The organism is Borrelia miyamotoi (assembly GCF_019668505.1).
In the GTDB taxonomy this organism is placed as follows: Bacteria; Spirochaetota; Spirochaetia; order Borreliales; family Borreliaceae; genus Borrelia; species Borrelia miyamotoi.
Genome location: NZ_AP024371.1, coordinates 710,051 through 725,540 on the forward strand (window position 1 = coordinate 710,051; position 15,490 = coordinate 725,540).

A 15,490-nucleotide genomic window follows, 5' to 3' on the forward strand; every position below is an offset into this window, starting at 1 on the left:
TTATGCAAGATATACTGATTTTAGATAAAGTTACTAAGCGGTATGGCGATTTTATTGCAAATGATAATGTTTGTATAAGCTTTAAAAAGGGTAGAATACATGCAATTCTTGGTGAAAATGGTGCTGGCAAAACTACTTTAATGAAGACTATTTATGGGATTCATAAGCCAGATAGTGGGAAAATTTTTTTAAGAGGAAAGGAACTACAACTTAAAGATTCAAGCGAGTCCATTTTGAATGGTATTGGAATGGTTTTCCAACATTTTATGTTAATTCCAAGATTTACAGCTTTGCAAAATATTGTCTTAGGGTATGAAGATACAAGGTTTGGTTTTATTAATTATGCTCTTGCTAGAAAGAAGATACTTAAACTTTCTGAAAAATATGGTTTAAAAGTAGATATTGATAGTCTGATTGAAAATTTAGGTGTTGGGATGGGACAAAAAATAGAAATACTTAAAGTCCTTTATAGAAACTCAGATATTATTATTTTTGATGAACCTACAGCGGTGCTTACACCTAATGAGGTTGATGAATTCATGAATATTGTAAGAACATTGGCAATGGAAGGGCATACTGTAATACTTATTACACACAAAATAAAAGAAATAAAGACTGTGGCACACAAGTGTACAGTTATGCGTCTTGGAAAAGTAGTTGGAACTTTTGATGTTGCTGAGGTTGATGATAAAATCCTTGCTAGTTTGATGATATGCAAAGAAACTTCTCTTGATATTTCCAAGAAGCAGATTGTTTATCACAAAAACATTCTTGAGATTAGAGACTTAAATGTTAAAGATGAACGAGATGTTTTAAAGGTTAAGAATGTGAATTTTAATCTTAGAGATGGTGAAATTTTTGGAATAGCTGGCATTGAAGGAAGTGGTCAAGAAGAATTAGTTGAAGCAATTCTTGGAGTTAAGAATGTCTTTAGTGGAGACATCCTTAAGAGGAGAGTTGATGGTAAGTTTGAATCAATAAAGGGTCTTAGTGTAAGACAAATAATAGATAAAAAAATTGGCCATATCCCATCTGATAGACAAAAACATGGTCTTATTTTAGACTTTAATATTTTTCAAAATATTGGGCTTAAGAGTTTTGATGATGCAAATTATTTAAAAATTAAGAGTAGTAATGTTGTAGGTAATGGTAGATCAAGATTTGAGTTCTTAAATGCTGTTAAGAAACAGTTCGTTAACTTTGATTTAGGCGCTCTTAAAAAAATAAGTGAGCAGCTTGCAGTATCATTTGATATTAGACCAAGGGATATTTTGAGTAAAGTTAGAAATTTATCTGGGGGTAATCAACAGAAAGTAATTATTGCACGTGAAATTAATTTGAAGCCTGAAATTTTATTAGCAGTTCATCCTACAAGGGGACTTGATATAGGTGCTATTGAAAATGTTTATCAAAAGATAATGAAGCAAAGGGATGAAGGAATGACAGTTCTTCTTGTATCTCTTGAACTTTATGAGCTTATGAAAATTTGTGATAGGATAGCTGTAATGTATGATGGGAGAATTGTGGATGTTTTGGAGGATAATTTTGATGCTGGTGTTATTGGTAAAATGATGATGGGAGTGGTTTGAATGATAATTAATGATGATAAATATAAAAAGGTAGTTATAGCGTTTTTAAATTCATCAGTATTCATTAATTTTTTTTCGTTTTTTTTAGGGATTTTAATTCTTGGATTAATAGTATTGATTCTTGGGTATTCCCCTTTTAGAATGTACTATATAATGCTAGAAGGTGTATTTTCGTCTCCTAAGCATTTTGGATATATTTTAAGCTATGCCACGCCATTGATTTTTACAGGCCTTTCGATTGGCATTGCTTTAAAAGCAGGACTTTTTAATATTGGTGTTGAAAGTCAATTTATGCTTGGTTCCATTTCAGCTTTGATAGCTGGAATTTTTTTAGATTTTTCTCCTTTATTACATGTAATTTTCATTTTTATTTTTTCCTTTTTAGCATCAGGAATTTTAGGAATTTTGATTGGATATTTAAAAATTAAATTCAATATAAGTGAAATAATTTCGGGGATAATGTTTAATTGGATTTTATTTCATTTGAATAATTTAATTATAGATTTGTCTTTTATTAAAAAGGACAACAGTGATTTGTCTAGGTCCATTAGAGAAAGTGCTTTTATTGATTTTTTTGGTTCTTGGAAGTTTTCATCTGAGGGACTTGCTTATAGAGCAGAGCATCCATTTATTAATGATTTATTAAAGACTCCTCTTAATTTTGGGATAATTATTGGAATTGTTATTGCTATTTTAATTTGGATTTTATTGAATAAGACGATACTTGGGTTTAAAATAAAATCTGTAGGTTATAATATTGCTGCTTCTTATCGTGTGGGTATTGATATTAAAAAAGTTTTGATGTTTGTTATGTTTCTTTCGGGTGCACTTGCGGGGCTTGCAGGTGCTGTACAGGTTATGGGGGTTAATAAGTCAATATTTAAACTTTATTACATGGAAGGGACTGGTCTTAATGGTATAGCTGTTTCCTTAATAGGAAATAATTCGCCAATAGGAATAATATTTGCAAGTATTTTATTTTCAGTTTTACTTTATGGGAGTGGTAGAGTTCAAAGTTTAATGAGTCTATCCTCTGCAGTTGTGACTTTAATGATAGGAATAGTAATGATTTTAATTTCTGCTAGGCATTTTTTAAATAAGATATTCTTGGGGAGGTATAAAAAATGTTAGATGCACTACTATTTATAATCAGTGAAACTCTTGTAAATTCTCAGACCTTAATTTTGGCTGGTCTTGGAGGTCTTATAAGTGAAAAAAGTGGAATAATAAATATTGGTATTGAAGGTACAATGACGCTTGGGGCATTTGTTGGTGCTACTTTTGCATATTATTATGGGAGTCCATTATTTGCAATTATTGTTGGAGGTCTATCAGGACTTGTTCTCTCAATCCTTCATGCCATTTTTACTATTTTTTTTCAATCAGATCAGATAATAACTGGGATGGCTATTAATTTTTTGGGGCCAGCTATTGCCATGTTGCTTGGGACTTTTATTTTTGGTTCTGTTTCAACTCCTCCAATAGATATTAAATTGCCTGTTTTTTTGGAAGGTGTCTTAGATAAAAAGTCTCTTATGTTTCAAATTTTTGGTAAAAGGTATTCACTCCATATGGCAATAATGTGTGTTATTCTTTTTCATATTGTATTTAAATACACTAAAATTGGACTGAGAATTAAAGCTAGTGGTGAGGATCCAGAAGTTGTAGAATCGCTTGGGGTTAATGTTATTATGATTAGGTTTTTTTGTGTACTTTTAAGTGGATTATTTGCGGGAATGTCTGGAGCAGTGCTTTCTACTGTGATTGCTTCAAGTTATACTCAAGGAATTATTGGTGGGCAAGGTTTTATTGCTATTGTCATGTTAATTTTTGGGAATTGGCAATCTTTTGGAATTTTAATGGGTAGTTTTTTATTTTCTTTTGTAAGAACTCTTGTTGTTATGATATCCCAAATTTCTTTTTTTTCTTTAATGATTTCTCCTAAAATATTAATCATTTTACCTTATGTGGCTGTGATTCTGAGTCTTATGTTTTTTGCAAAAAATAATTATGCTCCTAAATCTTTAGGTTGTCCTTATAAAAAATGTTGATTTTTATTCTTATTTTTTTTAATATACTGTTTAAATTATTTGAGGTTTATTTGGGGAATTATGTTTTTTGGTATATCTTTTATAAAGATATCTACTTAATTCTTGGGTTTGTTAAATTAATTAGGTGAGTAGTTAATTTACGAGGTAGTTTTATGTTGAAAATTAAGCATAAGTTCATTGGATTTTTGTTTTTATATTTATTGATAACTATATTGTTTTTCTCTTTGATTTTTAAATTTGTTTTGGGTAATTATTTAGAAAGTTATTATAAGCAATTTACAAGATTGCAATTAAGACGAGCTGCCTTTTTTATGCAGTCTTTGTTGGATACATTTTATATCGTAATTGATGGTGCAAGTTCTACTTTAGCTCTTGAGAGTATACAAGAATATTCTTCTTTTAAGAATGGTGGGCGTGGTTTTTCAGAAGTCGATTGTAACTGGCTTGCAGAAAATTCTAAAATGGTTATTGATACTTTAAAGATGGATAAAAGATATCGAAGTCGATTATATGAGATATTATTGGATTTAAAACTTAATAGTTTCTATGAAGAATTTGCATTTCTTGATTTTGATGGTAAAGTAATTGTTACGACAAGACATGAAAATAATATAGATTTTGGTCAGTCTGAAGCAAGTGCTAGCTATATTAAGAAATCTTTAGAAAGTTATGAAAAGAATAAATTAAAGTTTATTGGCTGGTATTCTGATCTTACTGAGGGGATAGCAGGAGAGATTGCTGTGAGATCTCACTATGCGGATAAGAAAGCTTCTGCTATAGTTGTTCCTGTGTATTCAGCAGAAGATAAAATTGTTTTTGGTTATTTAGTAGGTTATTTACTCGATGATATTATAAGAGATAAATTGGATAGAGTTAGATTTGGTTTTTATAATAGAGGAAATTTATCCTATTTAGATCCGCATAATAATCTTGTTAATCCTTTAATAGAATATCGTGAGGGTTCTAAGGTTAGTGATAAATTTATTGGTACTTTAAAGAATACATTATCCAAGCCTCCTAGAAAACCTGCTGTGTCAACTGAGATACCAGTTTATCAAGTTGAGAGAGCTTATTTTCCAGAGATGAAGTTGTATAATTATTTTGCCATATTGCCTATTAGCAGTGAGCTTGGGAAAAATAGCGGAATTCTTATTGCAAGAATTCCTTATGAAGATATTTATGGTGTTGTTGACAGTTTGGCTTTTAAATTTATTGCATGTTCTATTTTAGGAATTATCATATTGGTTGTTATTTTTGCAGTAAAGGCAGAAACAATTATTAGTTCTAGGTTGAATCTGGTTGGAAAATTAGTGAAAGAAATAGTTCAAGGTAATTTAGATAAAAGTTATGTTATTGATGGTGATAAATATTCTGATGAGCTTAGTTCATTAGGCTTGCAAATTATTAAAATGAGAAATGCTATTGCGGATGCTGTTGTAAGTGTACTTAAGAACATTAATTATGTTAATAAAGCAAGTCTTGAAGTTGCTAATTCAAGTCAAAACTTAAGTTCTAGTTCATTACAGCAAGCTTCAACGCTTGAAGAAATGTCAGCTAATATTGAACAAATATCAGCTGGAGTGAAGATGAGTGCGAATAATTCCCGAGAAACAGAGCAAATCGCATTGATTACTAATGAAAATGCTCAAATAGGGGGTAAGGCTGTTGAGGAATCTGTTATGGCTATGCAAGCCATTGTTGAGAAGGTTAGTGTTATTGAGGAGATAGCTAGAAAAACTAATTTGCTTGCTTTAAATGCGGCTATTGAAGCTGCAAGAGCTGGGGAGGAAGGCAAAGGATTTGCTGTTGTGGCAAGTGAAATTAGGAAGCTTGCTGATCTTAGTAAGGAGTCTGCTCTTGAGATTGGTGAACTGGTTGATAAAAATTCTAAATTGGCAGCAGAGGCTGGATTGATCTTTAAAGAAATGTTACCTGAAATAGAAAAAACCACTGATCTTGTAAAGAAGATTTCTGAGGGAAGCTATAAGCAAAATGAGCAAATTATGCAGTTTAAAATGGCCCTTGATCAGGTTGAAGAAGTTGTTCAGGCTTCAGCATCAAGCAGTGAAGAGCTTTCAAGTATGGCTGATAGAATGCTTGAAAAGGCCAAAGAGCTTAGACAGGTAATATCTTGTTTCAAGATTAAAGATTTTGAGGTTGGTACTTCTGATGAATTTAGCTCTATTGAGGATGGTGTTATGATTAAAGATCTTGCTTCTTTAAATGTAAAAGATAATTCCTCTTTAGGAGATAGTCAAAATGATAATATACATGGCGATTTAACTGTAAGTCATAATAAGTCTATTAATAAGAGGGTAGATCCTAAAAAAGCTATTGATGTTGCCGATAAGGACTTAGATTTTGATGAGGACTTTTCAGATTTTTAGAATTTATTTTTGTGAGAGGTGGTTAGTGTATGAAGCTGAAAGTTAGGATATTGCTTATTGTTAGTATTTCTATATCAATTTTTATTTCTATATTGTTTATCATATTTGGGTTGTTGATTAATTCTAGTTTAGTAGATCAACAGTTAGATCTTATGCAAAATTTTATTGGGAATGTCAAAGATTCTTTAACGATTTATCTTTCCTCAATGGAAAAAAGGGCAAAAATTAATTCAATGTATTTAGATTCTTTAGCTAAATTTGAATCAATGAATAAGAATAAGTCTAAAAGAATAGAAGCTATTTTAGATCAAGTTGAGATCTTGGGAAAAACAAGCAAAGGCGATAATCTGATGATAACGAATAAGAAGGGTGAAGTAGTATTGACTACTGCTGTTAGAGATAATAGTGATTATGGTGTTTCTGTTGCAGATAAGGAATACTTTGCTAAGTTAAGGGAAACTACTTCTATTTATAACTCTTCTGTTCTTTTGGCAGATTATGGATCTGTTGAAGCGGTTTTAATGAAAGATATTTCTAAAATAAGAAATAAGGCGGGACAAATTCCTTATTTGTTAATAGGACTTCCTTTAAAGGATTATGAAACCGGTTATATTTTTGGTTATTTTATGCTCTTTCATTCACTTGATTATATTTATAACTCGTTTAAAGGTATTACTTTTGGCGCATTGGGTAGTGGCCGGGCTATGGTATTTGATAAAGCAGGTTCATTTCTTGTTCATCATAAATGGTTGCCTGGTGATAACTTAATTAATGCTAATTCGTACTACAATGATGTGGTTAAAAATACGTATGAAGATTTAATTCAAAAAAATAAGGAAATTAGCTTAAAAAATTACATGGATCCTTATGGAAAAAAGTTTGTTGGAATTGCGAAAAAAGTGCAATGTCAGTTATCTAATTTTCCTTTTATAGTATATATACGAGCTAATGTTAATGATTTTTATTATATGTCTAGACTGACTAATTTAATTTTGGGAATAAGTTTTGTCATTACTTTAATTATTCTTGGATTGGTTACTATTTATCTTGTAGGAAAGCTTAGTTCTTCTTTAAATAGAATTTTAGTTTATTCTGAAAGACTGGCTTCTGGAGATTTTACTGTTTCAAATAATCCTTTAGAATGGGAAACCTTAGAACTTTATGAATTGTATGAAAATTTAGAACTTTTGAGGTCTAAATTTTCGTCTCTTGCAAGAGGAGTTAATGAGAATCTTGATTATCTTTATGAGAATGCAATTCAGGTAGCAAATGCTAGTCAAAATTTGAGTTCTGGAGCAGTTGAACAAGCGTCTACATTAGAAGAGATGACGGCAAACATTGAGCAGATATCTCAGGGTGTTACCGAGAATACTGGGAATGCGTCTACTACCGAGAGTATTGCTGTTAGTACTAATGAGAGAACCAAAGAGGGACATAAGTCTGTTGTTAAAGCCATTGAGGCGATGAAAATTATTACAGATAAAATAAGCGTTATTGATGAGATAACCCGACAAACTAATTTACTTGCTTTAAATGCTTCTATTGAGGCTGCTAGGGTAGGAAATAAGGGAAAAGGTTTTGAAGTTGTTGCTGCTGAGGTCAGAAAGCTTGCTGATCAAAGCAAGGAGTCTGCTAGAGAAATTATTGATATTGCGCAGGAAAGTTTAACTATTGCAAGTAAAGCAGGTAATAATTTTGAACAGATTGTTCCTGGAATGGAGGAAACAGCTAAACTTGTTAAGAATATTACTTGTGAGAGTTCTAACCAGAGTAATCAAATTGAACAGTTTAAGAATGCAATAGAACAAGTTAGTCAGTTGGTTCAAACAACAGCATCAAGTAGCGAAGAACTCTCAGCAATGTCTGAGAGAATGTTGGAAAGTGTTAAACATTTGAAGGAATCAGTAGATTATTTTAAGATTAATCAATAATTTATAGGGATTTGGATATACCTATAAATTACTATGTCTAAACATATATGCTGTTATGTTAGTGTTTTGAGGATTTTAGCTCCGCCCAGGCATTCATCTTCTTGATAAAATATGCAGAATTGTCCAGGTGAGATTCCATAGTCTTTTTCTTCTAGGGTAACCTTTATGAAATCGTTTTTTAACATTGCTATTTTGCATTTTATTTTTTTCTCTCCATGTCTTATTTTGGCATTTAAGTTATCGTGATTTGATGGTCGATTTATCCAGTTTGTTTTGTGTACTATAAATTGTTGTTTCCCTTGTCTTAAGTAGTTTTTGCTGTTTGAGATGTAAATGATGTTATTTTGAATGTCTTTTTCTACGACAAACCATGGTCCATTGTTAAGTTTGAGACCTTTCCTTTGTCCAATTGTAAAAAACCAATATCCATTATGTGTTCCAAGTATTTTGCTCGTTTCTTTTTCTATGATATTACCTTTAAGTTCTCCTAAATGATATTTTATAAATTCGTTGTATTTGATTTTTCCAAGAAAACAAATTCCCTGACTGTCTTTTCTATTTTTATTAGGCAGATCTATTTTATGTGCTATTTGTCTTATTTCAGTTTTTAATAGGTTTCCTAATGGAAAGTGCAATTTTGATATTTGTTCTCTAGACAGATGAGATAAGAAATAGCTTTGATCTTTTATTTTATCTTTGGCTTGTTTAAGTATGTAATTGTTATTTTTATTTTCTATTTTGGCATAGTGTCCTGTAACAATTAAATTATAATTTTCATTGAGCTTGTCAAAGAATACTCCAAATTTTATTCTTTGGTTGCAGAATATATCTGGACTTGGGGTATTCCCAAGCTTTAATTCTTCAATAGCATAAGTTACTATTGTGTTATAATATTCATCTTGTAGACTAATGATTTCATATGGTACATCGAATTTTTTACACACAGCCTCTACATAATTAATATCTTCTTTCCAAGGGCAGTTTCCAATGTAGGAAAGTTCATCTTCAAGCCATATTTTTAGATAATAACATTTTATGTTCTTACAGCCTTTTTTTATCATTGTATAAAGAGCTACAGAGCTATCTACTCCGCCAGATAGAAGTACTGCTATTTTCATAATTTGTTTTCTCCCTTCATCATAATAGTATATTGAACTTTGATGTTTTTATGATCTATAGTATAATACTTTAGAATCATTTTTTTGTTGGAGTGAAAATGATGAAGGTAGGTATTAGTGATATTAGAGTTTTTTTGCCTTTAAATTGTTTGGATTTACGTGTCCTTTTAGAAAATTCTTTATATAATGCGGATGAAAATTTTTTTAGGAAATTTAATAGAGCAATTGATGCAACTTTTCAAAATGCATTTAGATTTACAAGTACAAATGAAGATAGTGTTACGATGGCTAGCTCTGCTGTTAAGCTAATTTTTGATAATAATGATCTTAAATTAGATAAGATAAGGTTATTCTTAGGAGGAACTGAAACGGGCGTAGACTATTCAAAATCAATTTCATCTTATGTTTATGGGGCTCTTAAGTTAGCTGGTATTGATTTAAAAAACAATTTCTTGACCTTCCAAGTTCAGCATGCATGCGCAGGTTCTGCACTTTCTTTGCACAGTGCTGCAAGTATTTTAAGCCATTTAGATAAATCTGAGTATGGCATAGTATTTTCTAGTGATATTGCACATTATAGTAATATGACCACAGCAGAGATTACTCAGGGAGCTGGAGCAACAGCAGTGCTTATTGAGCAAAATCCAAAGATTTTATCTATCAATCTGTCTGAATTTGGGGTTTATACTGATGATGTTGATGATTTCTTTAGGCCATTTGGAAGTCTTGAGGCTAAAGTAAAAGGACGATATTCTATTGAATGCTATAATAAGGCAAATGAAGAAGCTTTAGCAAATTTTGCATATAAGAAAAATATGAGTATTAAGGATTTATTTTCTAAGTATAGGTTTATTTTACATGTACCTTTTGCAAAAATGCCTATAGAATCGATGCATTATGTTTTAAAAAAATATTATAGTGAGGATGAATCTGAGAGAAATGCTTATTTAGAATCCATAGACTTTTATGATTCTGTTGAGGCTTCTAAAGATGTGGGCAATTTATATACTGGTTCAATATTTTTGTCTTTAATGTCATATTTAAAGCGAGTGTTTGCAAAAAAAGATATTAGTGGAGAGAAAATACTTTTTTGTTCTTATGGTTCTGGTAATATTATGGTTATTTATGAGCTTACAGTTGAAGATGGTGCTCAATTTGTTGTTAAAACCTGGGATATTGATAAAATACTGTCAGTAAAGCACAATGCAAATTTTGATGAGTATAGAGATTTTTTTGAAAATAAGATCGTTCCTGGTGAATCCCAAGGATTTTATTTAAAAGAAATTAGAGATGATGGATACCGGGTTTATGGGTATCGAGCCTAATATATTAAATAATAAGAAACGACAGATTGAAATTTGTTTAAATAAAGAAGATGTAAGTAAGAGTGATAATTTTTTAAATTATGTTAATTTAAAACATGATGCACTTAGTGAGCTTAATTTTTGCGAGATAGATACAGGTGAGAGTATATTTGGTTATAATATTGCTATGCCCATTTTTATTTCATCAATGACAGGGGGTGTTAGAGAGGGCAATGAACTAAATATATCTCTTGTTAAGATTGCAAATGATTTAGGAATTCCAATGGGTTTGGGTTCCTTTAAGCTTGTATTTAAATATCCTGAATATATTAAAGATTTTGCCTTAAGAAAGTATGCTGATAATATACCTTTATTTTCAAATATTGGTGCTCTTCAATTAAGAGAGTTTGGAATTTTTGAGATAATTGAGATGAATAAGAAACTTGAGGTTGATGCTATAATTGTTCATTTGAATTCAGGCCAGGAATTAATGAATTCAAAAGGTGAGAGAAACTTTAAGGGAATTAAGGACTCAATTGCTAGCCTTTGTTCTGCATCAAATTTACCGGTTATTGTTAAAGAAACAGGCTTTGGCATTTCTCCTGATTCTGTTATTAGTTTGCTAGATCTTGGGGTTTCTTATGTTGATTTAGCTGGGAGTGGTGGAACTAACTGGGTATTGGTTGAAGGAATCAAAGAAGAAAATTTGGATGTTGCATCTTGTTTTTCTAATTGGGGAATACCTTCAGTTTTAACGTTACTTAGTATTAAGGATTCTTTTAAAGCTAAAATTTTTGCATCAGGAGGGTATAATACTGGAATGGATATTGCTAAAGGAATTGTTCTTGGCGCTAAGTTGGTAGGCGTTGCATCAGCCGTTCTGAGGGCTTTTTTTGCAGGAGGTGAAGTTGCTTTATATAAACTTTTGAAGGATTATGAATATGTTTTGAAGATGGCTATGCTTCTAAGTAATAGTAAGAATTTGGCACAGTTTAGGGTCAATAAATATTTTTTAAGTTATCCCTTGCTGTCTAATGTTAAGAGCTTTAAAAAGTTTTATGAGGCTTAGTGAGAATTTTAGAAATAAAAGTATTTTAGATAAAAAACGAGAGATAAAGAGTCTTTTAGAATTAAATCCCTGTGATTTTTTTTATGATTCTGCTGATGAAGATTTTCTTTCTTGTATGATAGAAAATTATGTTGGTTATTTATCCTTGCCTGTTGGTATTGTAAAGAATTTGAAGATAAATGGAAAGTATTATGCTATACCTATTGTTACAGAAGAATCATCAGTTATTGCCGCATTAAATTTTGCAGCTAAGATTCTTGAAAATGCTAATTTAAGTTATTCTGTAGGTGAAGTCTTAGGTATTGCTCAAGTTTATATAAAGACAGAGGAAGATTTAAGTGATGTGCTTCTTGGTCTTTTTGCAAAAATTGATCTTTGGTCTAAATCTCTTTTGCAAAATATGGAACGTAGGGGTGGTGGACTTAAGAGGCTTTCAACTAAGTTTATTAAGGAAATTGGTATTCAGAAGTTAAATATCTATGTAGATGTTTGTGATGTTATGGGTTCAAATTTGCTGAATTCAGTAGCTGAGCAAGTGTCTTATCATATTACTCTAGAATTTGGATATGAGTGTGTTTTGAAAATTTTAAGCAATGATTCTAATGATTTTGTTTTAAACGCCAACTTTAAATTAAATGTTAATTATTTGCTTGGAGATAATAAAGAATCTTTGGCTTTGGCACAAAATATTGCTCTTATTTCTAAGATAGGATTTTTTGAAGAAGAACGTGCTGTTACTAACAATAAAGGTATTATGAATGGTATAACGGGTTTATGTGTTGCTACACTGAATGATACAAGGGCGCTTGAAGCATGTATACATAAATTTGCGTCAAGAAGTGGTAGATATTTACCTCTTAGTAAGTTTTATGTTTCTGATGATAATTTGATTGGAGAGATTGAACTTCCTTTACAGGTTGGATTTAAAGGAGGTTCGGCTGGTTCTCATGAAGCAGCTGTATTGAGCTTTAAGATTATGGAGATTGATTGTAAGAGAGAATTTATGGGTGTTCTATCTTGTGTTGGGCTTGCAAGTAATTTTGCGGCTTTAAGAGCACTTGCTCTTGATGGAATTCAAAAAGGACATATGAAACTACATGTTAAGAAGATTTTATATCTTCTTGAAAGAGATTATAATGTGTCTAGTGATGAAATAGGAAAAATATTGTTGAAGATGAGTGATAGTGGGATTTATTCTCTTGACTTTGCTCTTAAAGTTTTAAAAGGTTTGAGAGTTTAATGTGAAGGTTAGATGTAAGGTTAATCCTAGTTTGGCATTAATTAAGTATTGGGGGAAGAGGGATAAATTTTTAAATGTTCCAGCTACTTCTAGCATTGCTGTAAGTATTGATAAATTTCATTCAGTAAGTGAGATTGAGCTGTCATGTAAGGATGAAATAATTTTAAATTCAAATACAGTTGTATTAAAAGATAGAGAGATAAAATTTTTTAACTATGCGAGAAAAATCCTTGATAAGCCAAATATTTGTTTTAGGGTGATTAGTGAAAATAATTTTCCAACAGCTGCAGGACTTGCAAGTTCAAGCTCAGGTTTTGCATCTATTGCTGCTTGTATTTTAAGATATTTTAATCAATATTCTCATCAAAAAGCTTCAGACCTTGCAAGAATAGGCTCAGCTTCAGCAGCAAGAGCTATTTATGGTGGATTTACATTTCTAAAAGAAGGGGCTAAGAGTGCATTTCAGGTAAACAGTTTCAATTGTTTTAATGATTTGTGCATAATATTTGCTATAGTTGATAGTAAAGAAAAAGAAATTTCTTCAAGGGTTGCCATGGAGATTTGCAAGCAAGAAGAGTTTTATTGGGATGCTTGGGTTAAATCTAGTCGAAGTATATTCAAGGAAGCTTTATATTTTTTTTTAAAAGGGAATTTTAGTGAATTTGGTCTCAAAATTGTAAAAAGTTATCAGTGTATGTTTGGTTTAATGTTATCATCTTCTATTATTTATTTTAAAGGTATTACCATAGACTTAATAAAGTATATTGCTAATCTGAGAAATAAGGGAATTCTTATTTTCGAAACGATGGATGCAGGACCACAGGTGAAGATTTTATGTTTACAGAGAGATTTGGAATTCATTTTAAATGAACTTACTAGAAATTTCACAGATGTTGATTTTGTTGTTTCAAGGATTGGAATTGGTTTGGAATGGATATAATTAATTTTTCGGTGCCTGGTAATTTGCTTTTAATGGGAGAATATTCTATTTTAGAAGAAAATGGCCTTGGACTTTCAATTGCAATTAAAGAGAGAGCTTATTTTTCTTTTAGGAAAAATGATACTTGGCGCTTTTTTGCTAAAAAAACTAAAATTGATAATTTTACTTTAATAGAAAATAATGATGATTTTATTTTTAAAATGTTTAAGTATTTAAAACAAAAATATTTTGCTAATATAGAAGATTTTCCCTTTGATGTTTATGTTGATACGAGTAATTTTTTTTTAAATAGTGGTGCCAAGAAAGGTTTTGGTTCAAGTGCCGTTGTTGCTGTTGGGATTGTATGTGGAATTTTTTTGGTTTTGAATAATAATAGTTATTTTATTAAAAATCAAATTTTTATGTATTGTCTAGAAGCTTATCGGTATGCTCAGGGAGGTATGGGTAGTGGATATGATATTGCTACAAGTCTTTTTGGTGGTATTATTAGGTTTAAAGGAGGAAATTTTCCTATGTATGAGCTTTTAGAGCAAATGTGTTTTAGTGATTTTTATTTAATGAAAGGTCCCAAGCCGGTTAAAACTACTAGTTCAATTGTTAAGTATTGTGAGCGTAGGGCTTCTTTAATGAGTTTTATAAGAGATATTAATATTATAATGGAAAAAATTGTTCTTAATGCCAGTCGTTCTTCTGCTTGTTTGCTTTCTAGTTTGAAATCAGCAAAGGATATAGGATTAGAAATTGGAAAAAGGATAGGTATTTCTGCTGATTTGCCTTTAGATATTTCGTATCTTGAAAAAGAATGTGCCTTAATTAAGGCTTTAGGTGCTGGCAATGAAACTTTTTTAGTCTATAAGCCAAATTTTGAAGTTTTTAAACAATTTAATATTGAACCAATAGAGCTAGATTTAGAAGGTGTTAAATTTTGCAGTAGATGATGTTTATAATAAAAAAACCTTCTAAAATATTGCTTTTAGGGGAACATAGTGCTGTTTATGGTTTTCCAGTTATTGGTGCTACAATACCTCTTTATATGCAGTTAGTTTACACCTTTTCTGATTCTTGGAGGTACTTAGGAGTGCCTTCTTTTAAAATAGATGAGATAATACATTTTATTAATAATAACTTTGAAAAAGTTAGACCTATTGAATTTTTAATATTTTCCCAGATTCCAGTTGGATTGGGGTTTGGTTCTTCTGCCAGTCTTAGTTTGTGTTTTGCTGAGTATATTGTAATTCATGATGAATATAGGAGTTACAATAAAATTTTGTTGGCACGAAAAATTGAAGATATTTTTCATGGAAGGTCTTCTGGTATGGATATTTTGCTAATTGAGTTAGGTGGAACTTTTTATTTAGAAAATAAAAATGGTGTCCTAAATTATAAAAGGATAGCACCTTGTAATTTTTACTTTTTGATTGGGGCAGTCAGGAGAGAATGTGTAGTAAGTAAAATAATATCTGATTTAAATTACAGGATTTCTCTTGATAATGGTCAATTTGAAATTATTAAAAAACTTGGTTATATTGTTAGGGATTCTTGTGTTGCTTTTGATAAGCAAGATATTTCTTTATTGGCATATAATATGAATGTTGCAAATAACTATTTAAAGTCTTTGGGTTTATCCTCAGACATGCTTGATTATGTAATAAAAAGAGGCCTAGAACTTAAGGCTCTTTCTGGGAAATTGAGTGGTGCTGGTCGAGGTGGAGCTTTTATTTTGCTTTTTAGAGATAAGAATGAAGCTCGCTTGTGTTTGAGAGAGTTGAGTAAGGATTTAGATAAGAACAATATTTGTTTAATTTGTAAACTTCAAATGTTTAGATTTTAAGCTTATTGAAAAAAATTGTATACTTGCTGA

11 protein-coding genes and 1 pseudogene are annotated in these 15,490 nt (G+C 30.8%); 11 read left to right on the forward strand and 1 reads right to left on the reverse strand.

Annotated features, from left to right (window positions below; genetic code table 11):
- The first annotated feature begins 2 nt into the window (after positions 1-2).
- From K5Q05_RS03345 to K5Q05_RS03365, 5 genes and pseudogenes are all read left to right on the forward strand, one after another.
- Positions 3-1,589, forward strand: a complete 1,587-nt coding sequence (locus tag K5Q05_RS03345; RefSeq protein ID WP_025443532.1) for an ABC transporter ATP-binding protein — start codon at positions 3-5, stop codon at positions 1,587-1,589.
- Positions 1,590-2,745 (forward strand): annotated as a pseudogene (locus tag K5Q05_RS03350) (ABC transporter permease).
- On the forward strand, positions 2,714-3,640 hold the full coding sequence (locus tag K5Q05_RS03355; RefSeq protein ID WP_025443531.1) for an ABC transporter permease: 927 nt from the start codon (positions 2,714-2,716) through the stop codon (positions 3,638-3,640). The pseudogene K5Q05_RS03350 and the gene K5Q05_RS03355 overlap by 32 nt, the downstream one beginning before the upstream one ends.
- 152 nt (positions 3,641-3,792) lie before the next feature.
- Positions 3,793-6,027, forward strand: coding sequence for a methyl-accepting chemotaxis protein (locus K5Q05_RS03360; RefSeq protein ID WP_025443530.1), 2,235 nt, complete (start codon positions 3,793-3,795; stop codon positions 6,025-6,027).
- 29 nt (positions 6,028-6,056) lie between these two features.
- Positions 6,057-7,958 (forward strand): methyl-accepting chemotaxis protein, encoded by a 1,902-nt coding sequence (locus K5Q05_RS03365; protein ID WP_025443529.1) that lies wholly within the window; start codon positions 6,057-6,059, stop codon positions 7,956-7,958.
- 53 nt (positions 7,959-8,011) lie between these two features.
- Here the strand turns inward: K5Q05_RS03365 and mnmA are convergent, their stop codons facing one another.
- The gene (gene mnmA, locus K5Q05_RS03370) at positions 8,012-9,076 is read right to left on the reverse strand and encodes a tRNA 2-thiouridine(34) synthase MnmA (protein ID WP_099497057.1); all 1,065 of its coding nucleotides are present in this window, start codon (positions 9,074-9,076) and stop codon (positions 8,012-8,014) included.
- Positions 9,077-9,177: 101 nt separating this feature from the next.
- Between mnmA and K5Q05_RS03375 the strand changes: the two genes are divergently transcribed.
- From K5Q05_RS03375 to K5Q05_RS03400, 6 genes are read left to right on the forward strand one after another with little or no spacing between them, the layout of a single operon-like run.
- The gene (locus tag K5Q05_RS03375; protein WP_025443528.1) at positions 9,178-10,401 is read left to right on the forward strand and encodes a hydroxymethylglutaryl-CoA synthase; all 1,224 of its coding nucleotides are present in this window, start codon (positions 9,178-9,180) and stop codon (positions 10,399-10,401) included.
- A complete protein-coding gene (gene fni / locus K5Q05_RS03380) occupies positions 10,385-11,449 on the forward strand; it encodes a type 2 isopentenyl-diphosphate Delta-isomerase (protein ID WP_025443527.1) in 1,065 nt (354 codons plus the stop codon). The genes K5Q05_RS03375 and fni overlap by 17 nt, the downstream gene beginning before the upstream one ends.
- Positions 11,439-12,689 carry a hydroxymethylglutaryl-CoA reductase, degradative gene (locus K5Q05_RS03385; RefSeq protein WP_025443526.1) on the forward strand — a complete coding sequence of 417 codons (1,251 nt, stop codon included), beginning with the start codon at positions 11,439-11,441 and terminating at the stop codon, positions 12,687-12,689. The genes fni and K5Q05_RS03385 overlap by 11 nt, the downstream gene beginning before the upstream one ends.
- 1 nt (position 12,690) lies before the next feature.
- Positions 12,691-13,629 (forward strand): diphosphomevalonate decarboxylase, encoded by a 939-nt coding sequence (gene mvaD, locus K5Q05_RS03390; protein ID WP_099497056.1) that lies wholly within the window; start codon positions 12,691-12,693, stop codon positions 13,627-13,629.
- On the forward strand, positions 13,620-14,567 hold the full coding sequence (locus tag K5Q05_RS03395) for a GHMP family kinase ATP-binding protein (protein ID WP_025443525.1): 948 nt from the start codon (positions 13,620-13,622) through the stop codon (positions 14,565-14,567). The genes mvaD and K5Q05_RS03395 overlap by 10 nt, the downstream gene beginning before the upstream one ends.
- The gene (locus tag K5Q05_RS03400; protein WP_025443524.1) at positions 14,567-15,460 is read left to right on the forward strand and encodes a GHMP family kinase ATP-binding protein; all 894 of its coding nucleotides are present in this window, start codon (positions 14,567-14,569) and stop codon (positions 15,458-15,460) included. The genes K5Q05_RS03395 and K5Q05_RS03400 overlap by 1 nt, the downstream gene beginning before the upstream one ends.
- Positions 15,461-15,490 lie beyond the last annotated feature (30 nt).